Origin of the sequence: Roseovarius salinarum, assembly GCF_002834145.1 — a bacterium.
Taxonomy (GTDB): Bacteria; Pseudomonadota; Alphaproteobacteria; order Rhodobacterales; family Rhodobacteraceae; genus Roseovarius; species Roseovarius salinarum.
This window is the reverse complement of record NZ_PHNT01000027.1, coordinates 1-23,810: the sequence shown is the minus strand read 5'-3', so window position 1 is coordinate 23,810 and position 23,810 is coordinate 1. Positions and strand designations below refer to the sequence as shown.

20 protein-coding genes, 1 pseudogene and 1 riboswitch are annotated in these 23,810 nt (G+C 69.1%); of the genes and pseudogenes, 11 read left to right on the top strand and 10 right to left on the bottom strand.

The annotated features are described in order from the left end of the window. Positions 1–201 precede the first annotated feature (201 nt). Positions 202–821 (bottom strand): annotated as a pseudogene (locus tag CEF10_RS16035) (IS5 family transposase); the annotation flags it as partial. Between the two features lie 195 nt (positions 822–1,016). On the opposite strand from CEF10_RS16035, the gene CEF10_RS16030 reads away from it, so the two are divergent. Then, positions 1,017–1,583, top strand: a complete 567-nt coding sequence (locus tag CEF10_RS16030; RefSeq protein ID WP_157933054.1) for a LemA family protein — start codon at positions 1,017–1,019, stop codon at positions 1,581–1,583. A 40-nt stretch (positions 1,584–1,623) separates the two neighbouring features. Then, on the top strand, positions 1,624–2,616 hold the full coding sequence (locus CEF10_RS16025; protein WP_101069184.1) for a hypothetical protein: 993 nt from the start codon (positions 1,624–1,626) through the stop codon (positions 2,614–2,616). A 17-nt stretch (positions 2,617–2,633) separates the two neighbouring features. Here the strand turns inward: CEF10_RS16025 and CEF10_RS16020 are convergent, their stop codons facing one another. Continuing rightward, entirely contained in the window at positions 2,634–4,580 is a 1,947-nt protein-coding gene (locus CEF10_RS16020) for a hypothetical protein (RefSeq protein WP_157933053.1), read from the bottom strand. A 181-nt stretch (positions 4,581–4,761) separates the two neighbouring features. Between CEF10_RS16020 and CEF10_RS16015 the strand changes: the two genes are divergently transcribed. From CEF10_RS16015 to CEF10_RS15995, 5 genes are all read left to right on the top strand, one after another. Beyond that, a complete protein-coding gene (locus CEF10_RS16015; RefSeq protein ID WP_198586222.1) occupies positions 4,762–6,573 on the top strand; it encodes a serine aminopeptidase domain-containing protein in 1,812 nt (603 codons plus the stop codon). A gap of 120 nt (positions 6,574–6,693) precedes the next feature. After that, positions 6,694–7,218 (top strand): hypothetical protein, encoded by a 525-nt coding sequence (locus tag CEF10_RS16010; RefSeq protein ID WP_101069181.1) that lies wholly within the window; start codon positions 6,694–6,696, stop codon positions 7,216–7,218. Then, entirely contained in the window at positions 7,215–8,447 is a 1,233-nt protein-coding gene (locus tag CEF10_RS16005) for a hypothetical protein (protein ID WP_101069180.1), read from the top strand. Before CEF10_RS16010 ends, CEF10_RS16005 begins: the two co-directional genes overlap by 4 nt. A gap of 32 nt (positions 8,448–8,479) precedes the next feature. After that, positions 8,480–9,019, top strand: a complete 540-nt coding sequence (locus CEF10_RS16000; protein WP_101069179.1) for a hypothetical protein — start codon at positions 8,480–8,482, stop codon at positions 9,017–9,019. After that, positions 9,000–10,049 carry a lycopene cyclase family protein gene (locus CEF10_RS15995; protein ID WP_101069178.1) on the top strand — a complete coding sequence of 350 codons (1,050 nt, stop codon included), beginning with the start codon at positions 9,000–9,002 and terminating at the stop codon, positions 10,047–10,049. Before CEF10_RS16000 ends, CEF10_RS15995 begins: the two co-directional genes overlap by 20 nt. A gap of 10 nt (positions 10,050–10,059) precedes the next feature. Here the strand turns inward: CEF10_RS15995 and CEF10_RS15990 are convergent, their stop codons facing one another. The 6 genes from CEF10_RS15990 to CEF10_RS15965 all read right to left on the bottom strand — a co-directional run bounded on the left by CEF10_RS15990 (position 10,060) and on the right by CEF10_RS15965 (position 16,536). Continuing rightward, on the bottom strand, positions 10,060–12,009 hold the full coding sequence (locus CEF10_RS15990) for a vWA domain-containing protein (RefSeq protein WP_101069177.1): 1,950 nt from the start codon (positions 12,007–12,009) through the stop codon (positions 10,060–10,062). A gap of 3 nt (positions 12,010–12,012) precedes the next feature. Next, entirely contained in the window at positions 12,013–13,203 is a 1,191-nt protein-coding gene (locus CEF10_RS15985; RefSeq protein WP_157933052.1) for a hypothetical protein, read from the bottom strand. 799 nt (positions 13,204–14,002) lie between these two features. Next, the gene (locus CEF10_RS15980) at positions 14,003–14,599 is read right to left on the bottom strand and encodes a thiamine phosphate synthase (protein ID WP_101069175.1); all 597 of its coding nucleotides are present in this window, start codon (positions 14,597–14,599) and stop codon (positions 14,003–14,005) included. Next, on the bottom strand, positions 14,596–15,366 hold the full coding sequence (locus CEF10_RS15975; RefSeq protein WP_101069174.1) for a thiazole synthase: 771 nt from the start codon (positions 15,364–15,366) through the stop codon (positions 14,596–14,598). The genes CEF10_RS15980 and CEF10_RS15975 overlap by 4 nt, the downstream gene beginning before the upstream one ends. A 1-nt stretch (position 15,367) precedes the next feature. Beyond that, entirely contained in the window at positions 15,368–15,565 is a 198-nt protein-coding gene (gene thiS, locus CEF10_RS15970) for a sulfur carrier protein ThiS (RefSeq protein ID WP_101069173.1), read from the bottom strand. After that, positions 15,562–16,536 (bottom strand): FAD-dependent oxidoreductase, encoded by a 975-nt coding sequence (locus CEF10_RS15965; RefSeq protein WP_101069186.1) that lies wholly within the window; start codon positions 16,534–16,536, stop codon positions 15,562–15,564. The genes thiS and CEF10_RS15965 overlap by 4 nt, the downstream gene beginning before the upstream one ends. A 118-nt stretch (positions 16,537–16,654) precedes the next feature. Next, positions 16,655–16,757: riboswitch (TPP riboswitch) on the bottom strand. A 366-nt stretch (positions 16,758–17,123) separates the two neighbouring features. Between CEF10_RS15965 and CEF10_RS15960 the strand changes: the two genes are divergently transcribed. Then, positions 17,124–17,522: a response regulator gene (locus CEF10_RS15960; RefSeq protein ID WP_157933051.1), complete on the top strand. Its 399-nt coding sequence runs from the start codon at positions 17,124–17,126 to the stop codon at positions 17,520–17,522. A gap of 1 nt (position 17,523) precedes the next feature. On the opposite strand, the gene CEF10_RS15955 is transcribed toward CEF10_RS15960, so the two are convergent. Further along, entirely contained in the window at positions 17,524–18,276 is a 753-nt protein-coding gene (locus CEF10_RS15955) for an acyl-homoserine-lactone synthase (RefSeq protein WP_101069171.1), read from the bottom strand. A 198-nt stretch (positions 18,277–18,474) separates the two neighbouring features. On the opposite strand from CEF10_RS15955, the gene CEF10_RS15950 reads away from it, so the two are divergent. The 3 genes from CEF10_RS15950 (at position 18,475) to CEF10_RS15940 (ending at position 21,000) form a co-directional block, all read left to right on the top strand. Next, the gene (locus CEF10_RS15950) at positions 18,475–19,830 is read left to right on the top strand and encodes a sensor histidine kinase (RefSeq protein ID WP_198586221.1); all 1,356 of its coding nucleotides are present in this window, start codon (positions 18,475–18,477) and stop codon (positions 19,828–19,830) included. A 245-nt stretch (positions 19,831–20,075) separates the two neighbouring features. Further along, the gene (locus tag CEF10_RS15945; RefSeq protein WP_101069169.1) at positions 20,076–20,651 is read left to right on the top strand and encodes an HPF/RaiA family ribosome-associated protein; all 576 of its coding nucleotides are present in this window, start codon (positions 20,076–20,078) and stop codon (positions 20,649–20,651) included. Between the two features lie 16 nt (positions 20,652–20,667). Then, positions 20,668–21,000, top strand: a complete 333-nt coding sequence (locus CEF10_RS15940; protein WP_101069168.1) for a hypothetical protein — start codon at positions 20,668–20,670, stop codon at positions 20,998–21,000. 15 nt (positions 21,001–21,015) lie between these two features. Here the strand turns inward: CEF10_RS15940 and CEF10_RS15935 are convergent. Beyond that, the coding region (locus tag CEF10_RS15935) for an Ig-like domain-containing protein (RefSeq protein ID WP_198586220.1) at positions 21,016–23,810 on the bottom strand (2,795 nt) is incomplete at its 5' end.

The following is a 23,810-nucleotide window of genomic DNA, read 5'->3' as shown; positions in this document are numbered from 1 at the left end:
CGCAGGAGTTTGCAATGAAATCGAAACTGGAAACCAAGGCCGCATGAGGCCAGTAATCAACCGACGGATTCTTCCTAAGGCTGGAGGAAAGTCGGGTCTCAGGTCAGGTACTCGCCTCCAATAAAATCAATAACTTGGCGTAGACACCTTTGCTCTTGGCCACGCGCCAGGACCAAGACGCATAGCCAGTAGATGCCGGTTGCGGTGCTTGTCATACGTTACCGGTGTCTTTCGCCGTGTCCGGCCGGCGATGCAGGCGCGTATCCCGTCGTCTTCCAACGCTTCCCGGAACCAGTCGGCGTCGTAGCCTCGGTCTCCGAGCAGCCATTCCACGCCCGGGAGACTGCCCAGCAGTGCCCGCGCGCCGATGTGTTCGCTGACCTGAGCGGCCGTGATGAAGAAGCGGATCGGACGCCCGGCGCTGTCGGTCAAGGCGTGCAGCTTGCTGTTCATCCCGCCTTTGGTGCGCACGATCAGGCGCCCGCGCCCTCCTTTCTCGCGGCCAGGCTGGTCGCCGTCCGGTGTCCCTTCAGGCAGGTCGCGTCGATCATCACGGTCTTGTTCTCGCCGTGCCCAGCGGCCAGGCCAGTCATGATCTGCACGAAGATACCCGTGTCGCTCCATTGCTTCCAACGGTTGGAGAGCGTCTTGTGCGGGCCGTATTCCGCAGGCGCATCACGCCCACGCAGCCCATTGCGATTTAATTAGATAATCCCGCTCGGCACGCGCCGGTCATCGGCGCGCGGCTTGCCGTGGGAGTTCGGGGAATCGGGCTCGGGACGCGCCATCGGCGCGGCCGACAGCCGGAAGGGATCAGACATGTTCACCGCTCGGTTGCCGCTCGGTGAAGCACGCAGCCCCAGCGGAAATCGATGGCACCTGAGCCAAACAATCGCCGCCGACACCGGACACCGCCCCGCAACGGCGACCTTCAAGACCACCGCCTCCCTCAAATGGGTGAGGCGACACGTCCGCGATTGCTGCAGGTGGTCCGGGGAAAGGCCGCGAGGGGCGCAATGACATCCGTGATCATTTTCGTGATCGGCCTGGGGCTGATCGCCGTTTTCCTGCAGAACCGGCTTGCCGGCGCACGCACCCGCGTCGAGGCGACCTTTTCCGGCATCGAGGTTCAGCTCAAGCGGCGCCACGATCTCGTGCCCGCCCTCGTCAAGACCGCGCGCCAAGCGATGCACCAGGAAAGCGCGATCTTCGACAAGGTGCTCGCCGCGCGGGAAAAGGCGATCTCCGCCCTTGGCGGGGATCTCGATGCGATCAGCGCGGCCGAGGCCGAGCTCTCGCAGGGGCTGCAGGGCATTCTCGGCTACGCGGAGGACACGCCCGAGCTGGGCTCGATGGAGAACCTGCGCACCCTGCAGGGCCAGCTCGAGGAGACAGAGGACCAGATCAGCGCCGCGCGGCGGCTCTACAACGTCGAGGCCCAGCGCTACAACGCGATGCTGGCCGCGATCCCGTCGAACTGGATCGCCGGTGCGATGCGCTACGAACCGGCGCGCTATTTCGAACTCGGCGAGGGCGAAGCCGCCGCCGCGCGCAGGATGCCCGAGATCGACCTCGGATCCTGACCCGTTTCACCGCGACCCCGTTTCAGCAAGGAGCCGGCCCGTGACCGCCACCGAGACCCGCTGGGACCCGATCGAGGGAACCCTGACCATCGAGACCCCGCCCGCCGAGGCGGCAAGGGGCATCGCGATTCCGCAAACCCTGCGGCGGCTGCCGATCCCGCTGGCGCTGGCGGCAATGATCTGGGTTTTCGTCGCGATCGCCCGGGGCAGCAACGTCTTCATACCTATGGCCCTTTTCATGGTCTGCCTCGGCGCCGAGTTCCTGATGGGGCATCTCGCCAACGACGCGGGCCGCCAGCGCGCGCGGCGCGCGCGGATCGCGCGCGACAACAACTGGTCCTACACCGGCGCGTTTCTCGAACCCGTGGTCACCGGTGTCGATGGCGCCAAGACCTCTCCGCGGATGAACCGAATTCGAGAGAGGGTGCCGGAGCTGGTGAAGATGCAGCCCGGCGCCTTTATTGGGGCCGAGTTCGACGGCGAGTTCTGGGGCAGTTTCGACGACGGGCGGCCGTTCTGGATCGCGCTGGGCACCCGGCGGATGGAGGCCGCGCTGGCCGCCGACCCGGCGCTGCGGCGAGACCGGCACGGCGGCGCCGGGGGCCAGGGCCTGCTGTTCTCGCTCCTCGCGGCCTACCGCCTCGACCGTGCCACCGGCATCCGCGCCGTGGCCGCGCCGGAGAACCTCTTCAGCCTCGGCCCGCTCGACCGTGACATCAAGACCGAATCCGAGGCCTTCAACCGGCGCTTCCGCGTCGCCGGTCACGCCAGGGACGACCCCGACCGGCCCGAGGTCGCGCTGCGCACCGAGGTGCTGCGCGTGCTGAGCCCCGCCGCGCAGACCACCATGCTCGATCTCGCCGATCGCTACCGCGCCACGGGTTTCGTGGTGGATGACGACGTGTTCTACCTGATGGCGCAGGACACCCTGTCGGGTGCCAATGCACGGCCCGACCGGGTCGACCTCCACCTTGCCGGGATCGTCGAGGCGTTCCGGACCGCGGCGCTGGCGCCCAAGCGTTACGTCGAGTAACGCGCGCCCGGCCGCGGCTATCCCCCGGACGAGATCGACATGTGCACGCTGATGTCGCGCGAAAACTGCTCGTGGCGCGTGCCTGCGCCGGTCTTGGGCAAGGGCCGCGCGAAGTCGCCGCTGGCCTCGAGATCGAGCACCATGGCGAGGCTGTCGGGGGCGAGCGATGTCACGTGCAGGGCGCCGCCGGTGACCGCGAAGGTCCGGCTTTCGCGGCCCGGCTCCACCCCCTGGTCGCGGGCCAGGGCCGCGGTGATCGAATGCCCCTCGTAGTGGCGATGGTGAAGGTAGTTCACCTCGCGCTCGCCGCGCAGGCCCATCACCGGGTAGGCCCCGCGCCCGGCCTGGATCACGCCCTGCGCGAAGGCCCCGATCTGCAGGCCGATGCGGCAGGGATCGGCCTTTTCTCCGCTGCCGACGACCAGGCGCACCGAGCTTTCGAACCGGCGCGCGCCGGCATAGGCACCGTTGACGGTCTCGTCGACGATCACCGGGATCCTGTAGACGACGGGACCGCCCATCGACGAGCTGTCCTGTGCGATATAGTCGGCGCTCAGCTCCGGAAGGTCCAGCTTCGTGCAGGGAATCTCAGGTTCGGCCCGGACCCAAAGCCGCAGCGGCACGCGCTCCGAGGGCATGTAGCCGGGGCTTCCGCCCAAGGTCAGCAGCACGCCGGCATCGGTCGATTCGCCCCGGTCCACGGGGCGCTCGAGCTTGCGCCGGATATGTTCACCGTCGGCGAGCATCACTGGCGCCGCCGCACCATCGGCCAACGGTTCATAGCCGATGGTCACTTCGATCGGCCGGCGCTGCTCGGCAACCTTGATGGTGAAGCACTGTGCCGCAAGCTGAACCACCGACAGCTCGACCGACGTCTCCCAGTCGGTATCGCCAATCCTGGGGACCGAGATTTCCTGGCAATCGAAATAGGCCCTGAGCTGCGTGCGCCGCGCCGGGTCGGTCAGGGTTTTCGCGAATGTCTGAAAGACGTCGTACCAGCGCAGCCCTTTTGAACGGACCGCCACGTCGAGCTCGGCCACGCCATGTTCTGACATCACATTGGCAAACAGCACGCGCATCCAGGCGATCTCGTCGTCCATCTGGCGGATCGCGCTCAACCAGAACAGATCGGAGTCGTAGGAGGCCGACGTGCCGAGGTCGGGAAGCGCGGTCGCATTCGGGTGGTCCGCGTATTCCACCATCAGCGGCGGCAGGCCGCCGCCGCCGGTCCTTTTGCGCCACACCCACCATTCTCCGAACGCCTCGGCCGTGCCCTCGAGAATGTAGTCGGACGCACCGAAGCCCATCCCCATGCCTTCCTGGAAGGCATGGAAGAGCTCGTGCGCGAGCAACTCCAGGTCGTCGCCACGCTCGGTCGGGGCAACCACCCCAAAGTAGTCAAGCCCGATCGACGGGCCCTTGCCGCCGAAATAAGAGCGTTTTTCCGAGTAGTATTCGCCGAGAACACTATCAAGGTAGCCCATATCGGGATCGACCACCAGCGCGAAGCTGCCCCCGCCGTAAACGACCTGCCGCAGCTTCGGCTCGGGCCAGCCGGTCTTGCGCATGTAGTCCGCGATCTCCTTGGCGTAGCCCTCGATGGCCCGCGCCTCGGGCTCCGTCACCACCAGCCATGCCGGGGCATCGGCCGCCGAAACACTCGCCTTGCGGCGGTAGACACACCGCACCATGTCACCAAAGGCGGCCCGGAGCCCGGCATCGTCGAACCCCGAGACCACCACCTCGCCGAACTGCTCGGATAGGGCCGCACGCAGGTTGGCCGCATCCATCTCGGCCACCTCGTAGCGCCGCCGCTCGTGATCCTCGGCCCGGTCGAGCTCGTCCTGGGTGAGGCAGATGAGCCGGAATTCGACGGCATTCCAGGGCAGCGTTCCAGCCGTCGCGCCCGTCGCGGCGAAGAGGGTGAGCGCTAAAAGAAGGAAACCAAGTGGCGAACGCGGCATGTGGCAAATCCGAATTGCTGGATGCCCGCACCCTTCGCGATTTTTGCACCACGGCCGCCCCCCAAATGGGGGAGCAGCGCTTGACAGGACCCCGCGCGAGAGACTTTTCTTGCATGCGAAACGGGATAACCCTGCCTGCTTGCCGTTCTGCGCGGTCCGTGCGCGCGGAGGACTCGGACATATGAAGTGCAGTTATCTCGCCCGCACGTCGGGCCCGCCCTTGTTCCATCGCCACTGGCCCGCGGTCCGGCGGGCGGGCGCGCCGCGGCGGCAGGTGTTTCTCGGCCACAGCCAGCCGACACATTCGGGGCTGGTCGATCACCTCGCGCTCTCCTTCCAGGCCGCCGGCTGGGACGTGCAAGCGGGCGACATTCGCGGCCACGGCCGCAGCACCGATTCCCGCTTCCCGCTGGGGCATCTGGCCACCGACAGCGGCTGGCAGCAGGCGATCGAGGATCAGCGCGCCCCGTTCGAGACCGCCTTTGCCCAGACCCCGTGGGAGGACCGGCTGGTGGTGATGCCCAATATCACTGCGCTGCTCACGCTCGAGGTGCTCAAGACATGGCCCGACCTCGCGCGCGACATCGTCCTGATCTCGCCGCCGCCGAACCAGCGCGCGCTGGCGCGGTTCGGGCTGGCCTTCTCGCGCGCGCGTGTGCTCCTGCGCGGCGAGGCCGAGCCCGACGAACACTCGCTGCACCATCTCTACGCCTTCCTCGGCGCGCATCTGAAGTCCGGCCGAGGCCCGGGCGACGTCATGAGCGCCGATCCGGACTCCGTCAACCGCGTGCTCGACGACCCGCTGGGCTGGCCGACGCCGAGCACCGGCTACTGGGTCAGCATCTTTTCCGGCATGCTCTCGGCCTGGACCTGGCACAAGCACCAGAGCGTCACCCCGGGCACGCGCTGCTTCATCCTCTACGGTTCCGAAGACGCGATGCTGCGCGACGGCGGGTTCCTCGCCCCCGTCCAGCGCACGCTCGACCGGGCGGGCTTTGCCGAGGTGGCCACGCAGAAGGTCGAGGGCGGGCGCTCGGCGCTGTTTCTCGACGAGCGCCGCCTCGGGATCCGCGACAGGATCCTCGCCTGGCGCGACGGCGAGGCCGCGCCGGAAAGCAGCCAGCCCCAGATCACCATGCCGGTGGTCGCGCGCGAGATCTGCGAAGGGCTCCTGCCCTCGCACGACGATCCCGACAAGGCCCACCAGGCGATGCTCCAGGTGTTCTTCGAGGCGGTCGAGAACGAGACCCGCTGGACCGAGATGCTCTACGCGATGATCGCCGAGATCGACGAGACCCCGGATCTCGACGAGGACGAATTGCAGGACCGGCTCAACCGGCTGATGCCGCACTGGGACCGGTCCTTCTCGCTCAACCGGCAGATCATGCTGAGCAGCAGCTTCGGGCTCTACCTCTCGGCGGTGACCGATCGCCTGAACATCGGCGTCGCGGTTCTGGACCGCTCGAACCGGCCGCTGCAGAACAACGCCGCCTTCCTCGATATCCTGCGCGTTCTGTTTCCCGGCCTGCTGGCCGAGGTGGGTGGCGCGCGCTTCGCCCGGGTGGCGGTCGACCGGCTCTTCGCCGACAGCAGCGACGAGACGGTCCCCACCGCCAAGGGGCGCGAGCGGGTTCTGCGTCTGGGCGACCGGCCCGTCGGCCTGCAGATGATCCCCAACGGCTCGGTCCTTCCCGGCGGGCCGGCGCTGGGGGCACAATCCATCCTGCTCGTGCGCGCACCGCAGGACGCGGGCGACACCCGCGACCAGCGCCTCTCGCTTCTGACGATCGCCTACGAACTCACGCCCAAGGAAGCCGAAATCGCCCTCCTCGTGGCCCGCGGGCGGGCGATTCCCGAGGTCGCGGAAACGCTCGGGATCGCCCCCTCGACGGCGCGCAGCCACCTCAAGGTCGTGTTCCAGAAGATGCGCGTCAACAGCCAGAACGAGCTGATCGCGCGGATCATGTCGAGCCCCGTGGGCTGGTACGCCTGAGCCGGCCGCGCGACGACCGCCTTTTCCCGCCCCTGCCTCCCGGTCTCCTGCAAATGGGGGAGGAAGCGCCCCCCCGGCGCCGTTACCCCTGTCGTGCAACCACAATGGGGAATCGCGAAGATGACGCGCCACGGCACCGGCCTCCTGACAGCCCTCGTCCTGTCCCTGCCCGTCGCCGCACCGGCGGCCGGCCCGCTCGATGCGCCCCTGGCGACCGCGCCCGATGTCATCCTGTCCGATCTGCTGCCACCGGCCGAGGCCTTCTCAGCCGGCAACGCGGCCGTCATGGCAAACGACACCGAGGACGGGCTGGCCATGACGCTGGAGCTCAGCCCGGCCGAGGGCGGCGCCGGGCGTCCGGTGCCGATGATGATCACGCAACGCGGTTTCTTCGTCGGGATGATCTCGGAGGCGGTCGCCGATCCGTCCCGGATGGCGGCCGATGCCCGGACCGGCGCGGAAATGGGCCTGCCCGAAACCGCGCGCTGCGTTGGATCGGTTTCGCAGGGCAACATGATCTACTGCCGCGCCGGCGAAAGCGCGATCGTGCAGATCGGCGGCAGCGGCACGCCGGACATGGCCCCCGCCATCGAGATCGCCGCCGCCCTGCCCTTCACGCTTTACGACAAGGTGTTCCCGGAATGATCCCGCGCCGCGCTCCTCCGGCTGCGCTGGCGGCCTCCCTCGCCCTGCTCGCCGCAGCCCCGGCCCCGGCGGCGGGCCCGTGGGAAGGCACCTGGGACACCCGCTACGGGGATCTGCGCCTGCACCAGCACCGCAATATCGTCGTCGGCGACTACGACAGTTTCGGCCTCATCGTCGGCATCGCCGAGGACGGCACCCTGCGCGGACGGTTCACCAACAAGCGCCGGGCCGGGCAGTTCACGCTCCATCGCGACGCGTCCGGGGGGCTGACCGGCGACTGGCAATGGACCGGCAACCGGACCGGCGGCGACTGGCCCGGCGAGAAGGCCGACGCCGCCGCGCCCGCGCTCGGGAACATCGAGATCCCCTCGCTCACCGGGCTCTCCAACGGCATGCTCACCGGCACCTGGGAGACGCAATTCGGCCCGGTCCGGCTGGTCCAGGTCGGCGATCTCTTCGTCGGCGATTATGCCGACAGGGGCATCATCCTCGGCGGACGCGCCGACGATGGCACCATCACCGGGCAGTTCACCAACGGCCAGCGCGTGGGGGAATTTTCCTGGACCACCTCGGCTGGCCGGGTCGACGGCGAATACAGCATCAGCTTCGACGGCACCTGGGCCTTCCTCGACGGCGAGGGTTCGGGCACATGGACGGGCGAGAAGGTCGACCACGACAAGCCGAACCTCCTCGAGATCACCGGCCTGCCGGTGGAGGTGATGAACGACCCGGTGACCGAGGGCGCGCTCGAAGAGCAGCCGGCCACACCGGCCCAGGGCGGCGACACCGACGCGCCGACCGAGGGCAGCGACACAGACGCGCTCGGAGAGGCGATCCGCAAGGCCGCCGCGGCGGCGCGCGGCGACGCGGCGGCGACGCAGGCCGAGGGGCCCGCGGCCGAGGTGATCTCGCGCTGGAAGATGGACGACAGCATTCTCGGCCTGCAGACGCAAGGCGGTTTTCGCCAGTTCGTCGTGCTCGAGGCCCCCGACCCCGCCCGCGTCGGCCGCGTCGTCTTCCGCGGCTGGGCCGCACCCGAGGCGCCCTTCGTTCATGGCTACGCACGCAGCTTTCCCGAGGGCTGCGATCCCGTCGACTACCCGGTCGCGGGCCTCGACCTGACGGAGCGCGGCACCTTCACCTTCCTCGGCTTCCGCCCCTACATCGCCAGCGACTGCTCCGAAAGTGGCCACATCCAGAGCGTCCAGAGCTGGACCCGCCTCGATTGACCGGACGACCCGACCAAGGAAGGACTCCAGACATGCTGACCCGCCGCAAATTCACCACCGGCCTCGCCTTCGCCGGCCTGGGCGCCGCCCATGCCCCGGCGCTGGCCGCCTCGCAGAACGATATCGCCGTCGAGATCGCCGACCCCGGGGCGCTGGCCGGGCTTGCCGGCGACGAATTGCGCCGGGCGCTGCTCGAGAACCTTCGCATCGTCAACGGCAGCAAGCGCGCCCAGGTGGCACAGCTCTTTGCCGCCCGCGTGGTCGAGGACGAGGTGCTCGACGTGTTCCAATCCTCGCAGTTCAAGATCCGGTCGAACCCGCCGACCTCGGTGGTCGATCCGCGCAGTCTTCCCGGCGAGATGTTCTTCCCCGGCGAGATGTTCTTCCCGGGCGAGATGTTCTTCCCCGGCGAGATGTTCACCCCCGGTCGCGATCGCGTCGGCGCCGTCGAGCGCCTGGCGCGCAAATCGCTCGGCCGGGCCAGTGAGCAAAGCGGGTTCTTCTTCGTCGTCTTCGCCGAAACGGAAGAGGTGAGCGGCACCGGCATGGGCCTTGGCACCGTCGAGGCCTGAGCGCGCCGTCGTCATCGGCGCCGGCCCGGCGGGGCTGCTTGCCGCGCTGGTTCTCGCCCGCCACGGTCTTGCCGTCACCTGCCTCGACGCGCGCGATCTCGCCGCGGGCGCCCCGGTGGCGCAGGCGGAGCATGCCCATGTCCTGCCCGCCGATCTGCCCGACACCCTCGCCGACGCGGTCCCCGCCCTCGGCCCGGTGCTGCGCGGCGCGGTCGAAGAGGGCTGGACGCTCTCGGTCGACGGCGCCGCGCCCCGGCCCTGGTCCTTCCTCTCGCGCGAGGCGGTGGAACAGCATCTCGATACCGCGGCGCGCGCGGCCAGCGTGGTCATGCGCGCCCGGGCGCGGGTCACCGGGATCGAGCCCACCGCGCGGGGGCTGCGCGTCATCACCCCCGCGGATGCGATCGCGGCCGATCTCGTCGTCGACGCCTCCGGCGCGGCGCGCGTCACTGCCGCGCGCGCCGCGGCCCTCGGGCTCGCGCTGACACTCGACGAGATCGGGCACCCCATGCATTACGCCAGTTACGCCGGCCCCCTGCCCGGGGGCGCGCCACGGCGCCGTGCGCTGGTCTGGAACGCCTCCGACAGCCTGCGCGCGGTGGTCCTCGCGCGCGGGGACGGCCGCTTTCACCTGACGTTCCAGGCCGACATCCCGCTCTCGCTGCCCGAGGTGGCGGCCCTGCCGCGCTGGCTCGCGGCCCGGGGCGCGCCGGAGGTCCTCGTCGCCACGCTGGAAGCGGGGCCGGCACGCACGGGGGCCACGCCGCGCCGCTACACGGCGCCGCCGGTGCGCCGCCTCGCCTGCACCGACGGCGGCGGTGCGCTGCCCTGGCTCGCCCTCGGCGACGCGCTCCTGCAGACGCCACCGCGCTTTGCCAACGGGCTCAACGCGCTGGCCCGGCAGGGCGGCGTGCTCGCCCGTGCGCTGCCCGAAGCGCTCGCCGGCCCCGCCCTGGCGGTGCATCTGCGCGCGGCGCTGGAGGCCGAGGCCGCGGCGCTCTGGGGCCGGATCGCGCTCGCCGCCCTCTGAGGCCGCGCGCTCAGGGCAGGGCCTCGATCTCGAAACTGTCGATCCAGAAGTGGCTCTCGCCGGCCCCGGCGCGGGAATACTGGCCGACGAGGAAGCTCGGCGCGCCCGAGAGCCGCAGCGCCGTCAAGCTCTCGGTGGTCACAGTCCGGGTCGGTGCCGCGCCGGGATCGCCCCCCGGCACCGGCGTGGTGAGCGCCGCGGTGATCGCGCGGCCCTGCCGGACGAGGCTGAGCTCGAGCCCCTCGCGTGCCCAGAGATCGAGGATCGCGTCGGCCGGCGCCCGGCCCGCGCCGCACATGTCTTCGCCCAGCGGGCCCTTGAACAACTCGATGTCGAAGCCGGTCTTCTCGGGCTTGCCCTCGCCGTCGCCCTTGAGCCGGGTAAGCGCGAGGTGGGGCATGATCCCGCAGCCGCTGGTCTCCACCCAGATCACCGCCGTGATCTGGTCATGCGGCGCATTGTAGAGGCTCACCCAGGCTTCCTCGGCACCGGTCTGCATCGCCATGCGCAGATCGAGGGTGATGCGGAAATCGCCCTCGGGCAAGGGACGGTTGAGGATATGGCGGTTGCGCGCCGCGGGATCGTCGTAGACGGTGCGCTTGCCCACCGCGGCGGCGAAAAGCGCGCCCGCGCCATCGAGCCGCGCGAGGTCCGGCGCCGGGTTCTCGACGCGCCAGTCTGGGTCGATCGCGGGGCCATCGAAGGTTTCGACGAAGATCGGCCGGGGCTCGGCAGGGGCGGGTTCAGGTGCCGGGGCCGGCGCTGGGGCCGGGTCCGGGGCCGCCCGGCCGACGCGCGTGACCGCTTCGACCAGCTCGGGCGCGGTATCTGCGGTGAGATACATCCCGCCGCCGTTGTCGGCCACGCATTGCAGCGCGGCCTTCTCCTCGGCCGAGAGGTCGAAGCCGACCACGTGCACCCGTGTGCGGATGCCGCGACCGGCGAGGTCGCGGGCCACCGCGCAGGGATCGCCGCCGCAGACCTCCAGCCCGTCGGAGACCAGCAGGACATCGGTGCCGGGCTCGACAACATCACCCGCCGCGACCAGGGCCCCCGCGATCGGCGTGCGGCCGCGCGGCGTGATCGCGTCGATCATCGTGCCGAGGCGCGACGGATCGACCGGGCCGGGCGGCTGAACCAGCTCGACATCGGTGCAATCACCCTCGCGCCGGTGCCCGTAGGCCATGAGCCCGAGCCGGGTGTTTGCGGGCAGGTCCGAAACCAGCCCCTTGAGCGCCGAACGCGCCGTCTCGATCTTGGCGGTGCCTTCGATCTGGCCCCACATCGAGCCGGACCCGTCCAGGATCACGAAGAGAGCGCCCCGGCGCTCGGCGGGCGTGTCGCCGGCTTCCATGCCCGGCACCGCCCCGGCAGGGTCCGCACCGGGTGCGGCATAGGGCGCCGCAGCCTGCGCCGCGTCGGCGTTGTAGAGGGTGACCTCGGTCGCCGCCGGCACCAGCGGCACACCGGCATCGTCAAGGATCACGGCCAGCGACCAGCCGCTGTCGAGCGATTGGATGTCACTGATCTGCCAGTCGCCGGAGGGCGGGACGCGCACCAGGGTGTAGAGCATGGCCCGCGGCTCCCCGAAATTGCGCATCTCCACGCGCACCTGCGCGGCGCCGCGCAACAGCGGCACCTCGGGGTCGGGCCGCACCTCGAGATCGGTGATCTCGGCATCCTGGGCATCGTAGAGGGGATCGAACCCCAGCTTCCCCTGCAACCCCTCGATGGCGTAGCCGTCGATGAAATAGCGCCTGGTCGCCTCGGGGTCGTTGAGCACCGGGGGGCGGCCGCCCCGGAACCGGTCGCCATGATCGAGCAGAAGCGACTCGACGAGGTCGACCGCCGCGGCGGTCCCGGCCTGCCGGGCGCCCTCGTCCGCGGCGACCGCGGCAACCGGAGTGGCCAGGAGCGCGAGCCCCAGGGACAGGGATTTGCATGAAAGGCGCGGCTGCATGGCTTACTCCACCGGCTGGATCTCGAACTGGGTGAACAGGGCTTCGGACTCGCCCGAACCGGCCCGCCGCCACTGGCCGAGCATCATCGCGGGCGTGCCGACCGGGCCGAAATGCGCCACCATCGGGGTGCGCGCCACGGCCACACCCTCGGGGTGGGCCTTGCTTGCCGGCACGGGAAACGCAACCTCGGCGAAATAGCGGAACCCGCGTTTGGAGAGCGTCAGCCGGTATTCCGCCTCCGCCAGGCCGGCGACGACGGCATCGCCCGCCGCGCGGCCCGCGCCGCACATGTCAGCCAGGATGGCTCCGTTGAACAGGTTGACCTCGAATTCCGAAACCAGCGGCGCGGCCTCGGCGCGCGGACGGCTGTTCTCGATCGTGAGATAGAGATGATCGCCGCAGCCATTGGGATACGCGAAAAGCTGGGCGGCAAGGTAATTGTCGGGCGCGCTGTAGACCCCGTTCCAAACCGCCTCGTAACCGGTCTTCGCGGTGACGGTGCCGGTGAGCGTCTGGTCCCAGTCGCCCTCCGGCGCGGGGGCGGCGAGCCGGAAGATGTTCTCCCCTTCGGCGTCGTCGAAACGGTCGTCGCCGCCACTGGCGATCACGAAAAGCCCGGCTGCCTCGGGCAGGTAGGCATCGCGGTTCTCGTTCACGACCTCCCAGGCGGCGGGCAACGCCGATTGATCCAGCCGGGCGACATAGGGCAACGTCGGCGCCGAGGGCACGGCACCGTCCCCGGCCGCCGCATCGCCGGATGCTGTTTCGGTTTGCGTGCCCCCTGCCGCCAACCGTCCGAAACTGTGATCCCCGTAGCCAAGACCGACGATCTGCGGGGCGCCCCGCGCATCGAGGGCAACGCGCACCGCAACCGCCTGCGTCGCTCCGCCGGCCGTGACCATGACCACGGCATCGCGCGTCCCCTCGCCGGCGCCGCCCGGCGGCAGGACCACCTCGAAATCCTCGATCACGCCGCCGGTGCCCGCCGTCAGCGGGTCACCCTCGTCGGCCGCGGCGCCCAGGGCATCCAACAGCGCCTGTTCGAAGAACTGGCCGCCCAGGACGGGGGTGTCCAGAACACCGCCCTTGCCACTGGCGACGAGGCCCGCGTGCATCGCGTAGACCGCATTGAGAAGATCGCCGACCCGGGCTTCATCGAGCTCCTGCGCCCGAGCGGCGGAAAGACCGGGCAACGACATCGCGAGGGCAAGGGCCAGGCATCTCGCAAGTCCGCCCTTCTTTGTAACGTGATAAGACAACGGCGCATCACCCTCCGATCCGGTGGTTTTCCGGCAGGATGCAGGCCCGGTGATGCACGGGCACCCCCATTTGGGGGAGCCCCCGCCACGATTCCTGCGCACACCGGTGAAGGATCGCCCCGACGAGGATCACGTCCCGGCATCCATCGCGGGCTCGTGGTCCGCATTGCCGGTTCCCGGCACCGCACGCATGACACGACCGATCCGCGACGCGTCGCACGGCACCCGGACATATGCGCGTTGCCGCCGAAAGGGCCGCGTTCGGCTTCGGACACGACACGTCTGGTTGTTGGACGTATCACGGAATTGGGGCTGCACCCGGCACAGCCCTTCTGTTCTGGGGAAGAGAAAGACGCCTGTGCGATGGCCTTCATGAGGAGACTCCGGGTTTCCGGCCTGATCGCTGTCAAGGATGGCGGCGGCTGCAGCCCGCGCCGCGACGCAGGCGGGCACCCTGCGGTGACACAAGGATCGTTGCTGGCCTGCTGCTGGTTTCGTGGCCACAGCGGCCTGGCCTGAGTTCGCCTGAAACAGCGAACCCTTCTCGATCCCGGGCTTTGCTGTGGGTTCGAGCGCGGCCACGGGGTTTGCGGGCACCTGGCGAAACCCCGCCCCGCGGTTGCCGCGATCACGGCTGCACGGGGAAGTGCCGCCAACGCGTCAGGCCGCGGCATCACCCCATCCCGGGTCGCACGCCGGCCTGCGCGGGCCCGGCCCCGCATGGCGCGGCCCGCTATCGCGTGACCTCGACCCATTCGCGGATCCGCGCCTCAGGGTCGGGGTTGCGGGTGATGTCGGTGACGACCGACACGACATCGGCCCCGGCGGCAAAGGCCGCGGGTGCGCGCGCGACGTTCAGCCCGCCGATGGCGACCAGCGGCACATCGCCCACGCGGGTCTTCCAGTCGCGCAGGCGGTCCAGCCCCTGCGCCTCCCATTTCATCTGCTTGAGGACAGTGGGCCAGACCGGCCCCAGCGCCACGTAGTCGGGCGACAGCGACAGGGCGCGCTTCAGCTCCGCCCCGTCGTGGGTCGAGACCCCGAGCTTCACCCCGGCCCGCCGGATCGCGGGCAGATCGGCGGTGTCCAGATCCTCCTGTCCAAGGTGCACCCAGTCGCAGCCCAGCTCGATGGCCAGCCGCCAGTGGTCGTTCACCACCAGTGTTGCCCCCGCCACCCGGCACAGATCGCGCGCGCGGGCGATCATGCTGCGCAGGTCCGCCTGCGTTCCTCCCTTGATGCGAAGCTGCACCAGCCGCACGCCCAGCGGCAGCGCGAGGTCGAGCCACGCGGGATGGTCGAAGATCGGATAGAACCGGTCGAGCGTCATTCCAGGGCCGCCAGTCCCAGAACGGGCGTCGAGGGCGCGGCCATGTCGCGCGGCTCCATCGGGTCGGCGCCGTGGGCCAGCTGCCCGGCCTCCAGCGCGCGGGCAAAGCCCTCGGCCATGGCGGCGGGATCGCCCGCCTTGGCGACGGCAGTGTTCAGCAGCACCGCGTCGAAGCCCAGTTCCATCGCCTCCGCCGCCTGGCTGGGCCGGCCCAGCCCGGCGTCGATCACCATCGGCACCTCGGGGAACTGCGCGCGCAGGGTGCGCAGCCCGTACAGGTTGTTGAGCCCCAGCCCGGTACCGATCGGGGCACCCCAGGGCATCAGCACCTCGCATCCCGCCTCCAGCAGGCGACCGCCGAGGATCCCGTCCTCGGTGGTGTAGGGGAAGACCTTGAACCCCTCGTCGCAAAGGATCCGCGCGGCCTCCAGCAAGCCGAAGGGATCGGGCTGGAGCGTGTCGGCATCGCCGATCACCTCGAGCTTGATCCAGTCGGTCCCGAACACCTCGCGGGCCATCCGGGCCGTGGTGACGGCCTCGCGCGCGCTGTGGCACCCGGCGGTGTTGGGCAGCACCGGCACGCCGAGGTCTCGGATCAGTTCCCAGAAGGCGCCGCCGTCGCCACCGGCGGCCTCGCGACGCAGGGAGACGGTCGCGACCCCTGCCCCGGACCGGCGGAAGGCGTCTGCCAGCACCGACGGTGACGGGTATTGCGCCGTGCCAAGCATCAGGGGCGAGGTTATGTCCGTGCCGTAGAGGACCGGCATCTCAGCCCCCTTGTTTCGGCGCGAGAATTTCCAGGCGGTCCCCCTCGGAAAGGGTGCGTTCCGCCCGCTGGGTGCCGGGCACGAAGGTTTCGTTCACGGCGGTGGCAACGCGCGCCGCGCCGTAGCCCAGTTCCTCCAGCGCGGCGTCAAGGGTCGTCGCCGCGATCTCGGCAGGGCTGCCGTTGACGGTGATGTTCATGTGCAAAGCTCCGGTATTTTGCCCTCCAGCACGAGCTCGGCCGTCATGCGCGCCAGCGCGGGCGCGAGAAGGAAGCCGTGCCGGAACAGGCCGTTGACGTGAATGCGGCCGTCCTTTCGAACGATCCGCGGCAGGTTGTCGGCGAACGCAGGCCGGGCATCGGCGCCGATTTCCAGCACCTCGGCCTCTGCGAACGCCGGGTGCAGCGCGTAGGCCGCGTTCAGAAGCTCCACGACCGAGCGCAGCGTGGCCGGGCCGCGCCCCGCGGTTTCGATCTGCGTGGCGCCCAGCATGTAGACGCCGTCGCCGCGCGGCACGATGTAAAGCGGAAAGCGCGGATGCAGCAGCCGGACGGTCCGGCGCAGTGCGAGGTCGGGCATGCGCAGGATCGCCATTTCGCCGCGGACGCCGCGCAACCCGGCCAGGCTGTCGCGCGCCGCAAGACCGCGGCAATCGATCACGGTGCCCTCCAGGGGCGTATCGGGCGCATCGCAGATCCGGACGCCACGGCAGCGCAGCGCATCGACCAGCGTGGCCAGCGCCGCGCGCGGCGCGATGTGCGCCTCGCCGGGGAAATGCAGCGCGTGTCCGAAACGGTCCGCGAGATCGGGTTCCAGTGCCGCGATGCCCGCCCTGTCGAGCCTGTCGTGCCCCGAGGTGCGCCTGGCGAAACGCGCGATTTCCGCGCTGTCCCGGCCAAGCACCACGACGAGCGTGCCGGCCGCGGTCACCTCGACGCCGGCCGCGCGCCACCACCCGGCGGCCTCCTGCCCCAGCCGAACCACCGGTTCCTCGGCGGTCGCGCCTTCGCAGAAAGGGGCGAGCATGCCGCCGGCCCACCATGAACACGCCGCCGGGCCGGGCGCGCCGGCGGGGTCGACAAGGCGCACCGATGCTCCGCGGCCCGACAGTTCGTGCGCGACAGCCAGCCCGGCCACCCCGGCGCCGAGAACCGTCACGTTCACGCTCATGCCGCGCACCCGCGGCGGTCGAGGGCGCGACAGGGCGCGATGTCGAGGGTGAGGTTTCGTCCCAAGGCGTCCTCCGGTTGCGGGCGACGGCAGAGGAACGGCGTGAAGGACACGATCCTGTCCTGAATGCTCCGTTCCCTACGCCGGCATTGCCCGGATCAGGTTCGATGGGTTGGCGCGATGCCTCTCAGCCCCGGTTCGGGGCACCCCAACGGATAGCTTCAACATAATGTCCGTGGACGGTGCGGACAACCGCTGCGCAAGGCGCGGCGTGACGGACGCCGCCGGTGCGCCGACGGGCGCCCGGCGTTTTTCCCGCACCGCCAGGCAATCGAACGGCCCATAGTCACTTGCGCCGGATGCTGCAGACGCATACCGTCCACCCCAGGTTCTACTCAGGCGTGTGATCGGCACGGCGAAAGCTGCATTTCGCAGCCCTGCCGTGCCTGCAGGGTTACGATGGCATAGGTTTTCCAGCTTTTGTCCGAGCGAATGTTTCAATCCGATATTGCACGCCCCTGCAGGCGCGCCCGCAACGGCGCGTGTCGCACGGCGCGGATGCCAGGTTTCGATTTCAGGGGTTCAAGTTGACACTCAAAAGGATTCTTCACGTCGATGACGACCCGGACCTGCGGCTGATCGTGCAGCTTGCCCTGGAAAGTGAAAGCGGGTTCGAGCTTCTGCAATGCGAGGACGGCTCCGCGGCTCTCGAGGTGCTGGGTTACTTCAGACCCCAGCTCTGCCTGCTTGACGTGATGATGCCGAACATGGACGGGCACCAGCTGTTCGAGTCGTTGAAAGGGCGCCCGGAAACGCGCAACTGCGTTTTCGTCTTTGCGACGGCGAAAACCGATCTTGCGGTCATGGACAGGCTGCGACAGGCGGGCGCCGACGCGATCATCACCAAGCCGTTCGACGTGATGTCGCTGGCCCAGACCCTGCGGGACGTCTGGACCGAGATGCCGCAACAGCGACGGCAGGCCTAGGTCACTGTCGCGCGGGCATGTCGATCACGTTCATGAGCGCGGCCTGAGACTTGTCGCGCCCGGTCTGGAACACCGGCCCGACCGCCGCGGCATCCATCCCCAGGCGCGCCATCCAGCGCTTGAATACCGCCGGCACGATCCCGATCACGCGTTCGGCCCCCAGCGCGCGCGCGGCCTGGGCCATTTCGTGCATCAGTTCGGACTGGACCTTGCCACGCCGGTCCGCGGCCACGTCCGGGGAAACGAAAAGCCGCGTCGCCTCCCAGATGTGCGGCTTCACCGGGGCCTCGAAGAACAGGACGTCCGTCGGGATGCCGTCAAGCAGCCCCCGCTGCGCGTCGCGCAGCATGTAGCTGTAACAGCCGACCTCCGCGGTCGTCGGGTTCAGGCGGATGCCCGCCAGGATTTCGCCATATTCGTGAATGACCACCCAGCGCGTCATCGGGGTGTCGTACTGGTCGAATTCCATGCCTTCCGCCTCGGGCACGTCCCAGTGCTTCGTGTCGATGAAGATCCGCTTGCGCATGCGCAGGAGGTCGGGAAACAGTTCACCGAACCTGTGCATGCTGCCGATCGAAAGAACCGACGCCCGAAGGCGTTTGTCGATCGCCTTGGACCTTGAAGAGCGCGGCGTCGTCGTGCGGCGCAGCACGGCGCGGCGCTCCTTCCCCGCCTCGCTGTCGTCGCTGGGCGGCAATTCGGGAAACACCTGGCGCGCCTTCGAGGACAGCCCCAGATTTGCGTACTGGTTCATTTACGATCGCTCGATCAATTGTGGCCTCTTCGTGACACTCCACCATAGATTGCATGGGCGTGTCACGACTTTTATCCATGTTGAACCCCAAAAATGCCTAGTTTCTCGGGCACAAGCAAGCAATCCTTCATGTCGTGTGCGGAGCGTGCGTGGTTGCGGAACATCCTGAATAGCCTTCGGATCTCCCGAACGGGGCAGATGGGTCTGCTCGCGATCAAGCGGCGTATGAAGGACTACGCCGAGGTCGGGATGCGGCTGTTCTGGCAGCGGTTCGGGATATTCGCCGCGGCCTCGGCGCTGGCCGCCGCCTATTACGACCCTTGGGTCGCGCTGTTCTGCTACGCGTTGATCTGGGGCTCGGAACTCTACGACTACAAGGTCTTCAAGGACATACTGGCCTGGGACGACAAGAGCCCGCTGCAGGCGCGCAGGTTCCTTTTCCGGATCTTCCTGAGCACCTTTTTCAGCGCCGTCGTCATCTGCGTCTTCTCGATCTCCATCGCGGTCCAGCAGGGGCACACCACCCATTTCATGCCGCTGTTCATCCTTTTCTCGGCGGCCGTGTTCGCATCCATGAACAACCACCAGTTGGTGCCGGTGCTGGCTTTGCGGCTCTTCATTTACCTTGTGGCCATCTTCTTCATCGTCACGCGCGACATCTGGGTCGTGCGCCCCCCCCTCGAGTCAGAGCTCTGGCTGCAGTTCTTCATCGCGCTGTTCGTGATGATCTTCGTGTTCGAATGCGCGCGGATCTTCCTGAACTTCTATCAGACCAAGTTGCGCCACATCGAGGCGCTGGAGCGCGAACACGAAAAGACGAAGATCGCCTACAAGGCAAAGTCCGAGTTCCTGTCGGTCGTGAGCCACGAACTCAGAACGCCGCTGACGTCGATCAAGGCGTCTCTCGACCTGATGAACGCCGGCATGCTCGGCCCGGTGCCGAAGCAGATGCAGACCGGGCTCGATTTGGCACAGCGCAACAGCCATCGCCTCGCCGCGCTGATCAACGATCTTCTCGACCTGCAGAAGATCGACACCGGGCGGATGGAGTTCGATTTCCACCCGATCGACCTGGGCCGGGTCGCCCGCGAAGCCGTCGAGGAAATCAGGGCCTATGCCGAGAAGTTCGGCGTGTCGGTCGAATTCGAGGACCACGATACAGAGGCGCACGTGCTAGGTGACGAGGAGCGCATCAAGCAGGTTATCCTGAACCTGCTTTCGAATGCCGCCAAGTTTTCCGGCACCGCCGACACGGTCAGCGTTCGACTGGAACGACAGGGCCCGAATGTGCGGCTTTCGGTGATCGATCGCGGCGTCGGCCTTCCCGACGGGGCCCACGAGAAGGTGTTCGACGCGTTCTCGCAGATGGACTCCTCCGACCAGCGCAAGGCCGAGGGCACCGGCCTGGGCATGAACATCTCGAAGAAGATCATGGAAGCCCACGGCGGCAAGATCGATTTCGAGAGCAGGGAAGGCACGGGCTCGACCTTCTACATCGAGCTGGCCCGCCAGGACAGCCCGTATGAACGCAACCCGCCCGTCGCGGCGCAATAACGCAGACGTTGCGCAGCCGGCGGCGCCGCGCAAACCGGTTGCCCGGCGTCACAAATCCCTTTCCTCGCCCCGTGGCCCTGTGGCATGGGCGGGGTGCAAGATATCCAGCCGGGTATGCGTTTGGAAAACGCAGGCCGCACCCGGCCCGCCCGGCGCCACCGCCGGCTTGATCTGGATTAAGGTGAACGCGCCGCGGCGGTGCGAGGTTGCCCGCCACGCCGCAAGGAACACGGGACCGAAAGAACATGGAAACACCGCTCGAACTCACCTTCACGGGCATGGAGCCCACCGAGCCGCTCAAGGAACTGGTCCACGAGAAGGCCGCACGCCTCGACAAGTTCCACAGCCGCATCACGAGCTGCCACGTCTACGTCACGGCCCCGCACCAGCGGCAAAAGAAGGGCAACCTCTACGGTGTGCACATCGAGGTGCGCGTGCCCGGCGACGAGTTGTTCGTCGACAGCACGAAGGGCGACGAGCCGGCGCACGAACACCCCGAGGTCGCGATCCGCGACGCCTTCGCGGCGATGGAACGGCGCCTGAAGGCGCACAAGCAGGTCGCCAGCGACGAGGTCAAGCAACACGACGGCCCGCTGCAGGGCAAGGTGGTCGAGATCAACCACGACGAAGGCTACGGGCAGATCATCGCGACCGACAACCGGCTGATCTATTTCCACCGCAATGCCGTCGTCGACGGCGATTTCGACCAGATGCAGCAGCGCGACACGGTGGAACTGGTGGTGCAGACCGGCGAAAGCGAGATCGGCCCGCAGGCAAGCACCGTGCGCCCGATCAGCACGCTGAAATACAACCCCGGCTGACCTCGAGGGGGGCGACATGACCGACGAGATCATAAGGCTGGCCGACAACCTGATCGGCCTTTCCGACCGGCAGGCGCTGGAAAGCTACGGCGCGCATGTCATTGGTCACGGCTGGGCCACGCGCTTCGCCTGGGCGTGGGACGCCGACGGCGATCCGCATTTCGACATCTTCTCGGGCGGCGCCGACGAGGTGCTGGCCGCGCGGATCGGGCGGGACCGGGCGGCGCACGTTTTCTATGCGCTGGACGCGGAGGGCGCGCGCATGGTCGAGGGCACCCTCGATCACGTCATGGCCGAGCTGGACCGGCGCTTTGCAGCCGCCCACGGCCAGGGCCCCACCCCGGCCTGAGCGCGCCGGCGCGCGTCACGGCGACAGCGCCGAGAAATCCTTTTTCAGGTTGCGCAGCAGGATGTCGTAGTTGCGCCGCGTGATGAACTGTTTTTCCTTCTCTCGCGCGCAGGGAAACATCAGCGGCAGCAACTCGCGCCCGGCTTCCTCGTTGCCGTCGGCATGCGACTTGTTCCAGCCCGCCTCGCCGTCTCGCGCAAGGCGCATGCCCTCGATCCCGTCCCAACGGGTGTTGGCATGGCGCAGGCAGGTCGGCTTGGCCGGCTCACCCGCGAGCACCCAGGGCCGGTGCTCCAGCCCGAAGGCATGGCCGACCTCGTGGGCGATGGTGCCCAAATCCGAAATCAAGGGGCTCCCGCTGCCAGGCTGCGTCAGGCTCATGCCGATGAAGGGCTGCGCCTGGTAGATATCCACGCCGTCGCGGCGGCCGAGGTAGATATGGCTCTTCACACCCAGCAGCCGGATCCACTCGAAGGGCAGGTAGATCACCACGAGGTCATAGCTGTCGTAGGCCCCCGTCGCCATCAGGTGCTCCTGCATGTGCTTGAGCACGCGGTAGCGGACGGTCGCGCGCTTTTTCAAAGGCGTGGTCACCGCCGGCGGGCTGGCCAGGAAATCGTTGAAGGCTTTCAGCGCGGCCATGGTCGTGTCGCCATACTCCTCCGCCAGCCCCTCGAACTGGGTGATCTTGGCGATCTCCGCCACGACCTTCTCGTTGAAATCGGGGTCGGGTGGCGGGTTGGCGGCGCGGGTGACCTTCACCGACTGCACCGGGAACAGCTGCTCCATGAAAGTTTCCGACCGGGCGGCGGCGCGCGCGCCCTCGGCGCGCATCCCGCCGGGCACACCGTCGTACCACGGGCCGACCCGGGCAAAGACGTAGCCCACCTTCAGATCGCGCTCCAGCGGATCCCACGCGACATCCTCGTTGCCGGAAAACACCCGGGGCGCGCCCACGCAGTCGCGCGCGGGCTCCACCTCCGCCCGGACCGAACGCACCTCCTCGTACTCGGGGGTCCAGCCGTAAAGGTTGACGCTGTTGCGCGCCGCGCGCCGTTCCCGGTCGCTGTAGTCGTCCGGCCGGCGGATCGTCACGTCACGCTGCTCGGGCACAAGCAGCGGTGCCTCGCGCCGGAAGGCCGGTCGCGCGCGGACATGGGCGGGAAAGGCCCGCACCTGCCAGGCCGGGGCGATCTCGGGGTCCGGCGCCCATTTCGCGTAGACGCGGATGACCGCGGGCTTGCCGCGCACGAGATCGGCATTCGTTGCCACCTGGATCGTGTCGCTTTCGACGCCCTCGACCGCCTCGAGGTGATCGGCCAGCCCGGCGGTGACGGCCTGATCGTCGTCGAGGTCGACCATTGTCTCGAACCCCCAGACGCGGTCCACCGCCATCCGCGCGCCCTCGGCCCCGCGCAGCCCGTCCGCGCGCACCGTCAGCCGGTAGCGCACGCCGTCGCGCAGCGGCTCCTGCGGGGTGACGGTCACGGTGTCGGGCCCGGCGAGGCGGACACGCGTTTCCACCGCCGCCATCCGCGTGCCGCCCTGCCCGGCGGCCAGCCCGGTTTCCAGCCGCACCGCCGCGGGCGTCACCGTAAGCGGGTCGAGCGGGCGGCTGAAGGTCAGCCGGATGCCGGGGGCGTCCCACGGCAGGTTCTTCTCGTTGCGCGTTGGCCGGTGCCTGACAAGGCGCAGCTCGGGCGCCTCGGCCGCGGTGCTCTCGGGGGCCCGGGCCACCTCCAGCGGCGGACGGGTGTAGCCCGTGTTGCGCGTGTTGGGCGCGGCGAACCGTCCCGACACCGTCAGGTTCTCGGCGCCGCGCTCGGTGGCGATGTCCACCCGGCCGGGGCCGCGGTCGCTCCAGGTTCGGCGCTCCTTTTCCACCGGGACGGTGCCCGAAAGATCGAACCGGCCGATCACGGCCGCGTCGGTGATCCGCTCTACGGTCACCGTCCCCGACAGGGATCCGCCGCCGGCCAGCGTCCGTGTGCCCGCCTGCCCGACGCCGTCCATGTCGCAATCGGTTTCGCGCACCTGCCGACCCAAGGTTTCGTCCAGCGGCACGCCCGATTGCTCCATCACGTCCAGGAACGCGCGCCGCAGGCTGCGGCAGGCCTGCTTCCGCGTTTCCTGCCGGCGCCGCTCGTCGGCGGTGTCGGGCGGCGTGTACGGCCGCGGGCGGATCTGCCCCGTCCATGCCGAATAAAGGTCGGCCGGGTCACCGTCGCCGTCGCTGCCCACGGCGCGCGCGCCATAGGTCTTGCCCGCCTCGAGCTCGCCCGGCCCGGCGTCCGTCAGGGCGATGACCAGATGCGCGCCGGCGTTGCGCGGCCAACCGCCCACGCCGCCGTGGCGCAGGCTCAGGGGCTGGCCCAACGCGCCGCCCTGGTAGGCGATGATGTTGGGGCTGAAGACCTCGAACACCGCGCGGCGGGTGCCGCCCCCGGCGGTTGGGATATCGACCTCCTCGTCCATCATCGTCTCCAGGAAGTCGGCGGTGCCCGCGTCGAGGCCCGGCACGCCCCCGGTGCCGCCCTCGCGCACCGCCGACAGGTGGCGCGCGCAGGCCGCGCCGCCCGCGCTCACGCCGCCCGAGATGGTCATGCTGGCCTGTCCCGGCAGGATGTCGGCGTTGGCCCCGCCAGCGAAGGCCGCCGGGTTCAGGTTGCCGAAAACGTCCAGCGTCTGCGCCGGGTTGGCGGCCCCGAGCATCGCGCCGACCGAGCACCCCGGCGCCGCGGGCGGCGGCGGCGCCGGGCAGCTTTCCTGCGCGGCCGCCCCGCCGGCGATGCACAGCGCCGCCAGCGCGG

Bases quoted from the DNA above. Each gene is read 5' to 3' on its own strand.
- CEF10_RS16030 (WP_157933054.1), top strand. From the start codon at position 1,017: ATGACATCCGTGATCATTTTCGTGATCGGCCTGGGGCTGATCGCCGTT.
- CEF10_RS16020 (WP_157933053.1), bottom strand. From the start codon at position 4,580: ATGCCGCGTTCGCCACTTGGTTTCCTTCTTTTAGCGCTCACCCTCTTC.
- CEF10_RS16015 (WP_198586222.1), top strand. From the start codon at position 4,762: ATGAAGTGCAGTTATCTCGCCCGCACGTCGGGCCCGCCCTTGTTCCAT.
- CEF10_RS16010 (WP_101069181.1), top strand. From the start codon at position 6,694: ATGACGCGCCACGGCACCGGCCTCCTGACAGCCCTCGTCCTGTCCCTG.
- CEF10_RS16005 (WP_101069180.1), top strand. From the start codon at position 7,215: ATGATCCCGCGCCGCGCTCCTCCGGCTGCGCTGGCGGCCTCCCTCGCC.
- CEF10_RS16000 (WP_101069179.1), top strand. From the start codon at position 8,480: ATGCTGACCCGCCGCAAATTCACCACCGGCCTCGCCTTCGCCGGCCTG.
- CEF10_RS15990 (WP_101069177.1), bottom strand. From the start codon at position 12,009: ATGCAGCCGCGCCTTTCATGCAAATCCCTGTCCCTGGGGCTCGCGCTC.
- CEF10_RS15980 (WP_101069175.1), bottom strand. From the start codon at position 14,599: ATGACGCTCGACCGGTTCTATCCGATCTTCGACCATCCCGCGTGGCTC.
- CEF10_RS15975 (WP_101069174.1), bottom strand. From the start codon at position 15,366: ATGCCGGTCCTCTACGGCACGGACATAACCTCGCCCCTGATGCTTGGC.
- thiS (WP_101069173.1), bottom strand. From the start codon at position 15,565: ATGAACATCACCGTCAACGGCAGCCCTGCCGAGATCGCGGCGACGACC.
- CEF10_RS15965 (WP_101069186.1), bottom strand. From the start codon at position 16,536: ATGAGCGTGAACGTGACGGTTCTCGGCGCCGGGGTGGCCGGGCTGGCT.
- CEF10_RS15955 (WP_101069171.1), bottom strand. From the start codon at position 18,276: ATGAACCAGTACGCAAATCTGGGGCTGTCCTCGAAGGCGCGCCAGGTG.
- CEF10_RS15950 (WP_198586221.1), top strand. From the start codon at position 18,475: ATGGGTCTGCTCGCGATCAAGCGGCGTATGAAGGACTACGCCGAGGTC.
- CEF10_RS15945 (WP_101069169.1), top strand. From the start codon at position 20,076: ATGGAAACACCGCTCGAACTCACCTTCACGGGCATGGAGCCCACCGAG.
- CEF10_RS15940 (WP_101069168.1), top strand. From the start codon at position 20,668: ATGACCGACGAGATCATAAGGCTGGCCGACAACCTGATCGGCCTTTCC.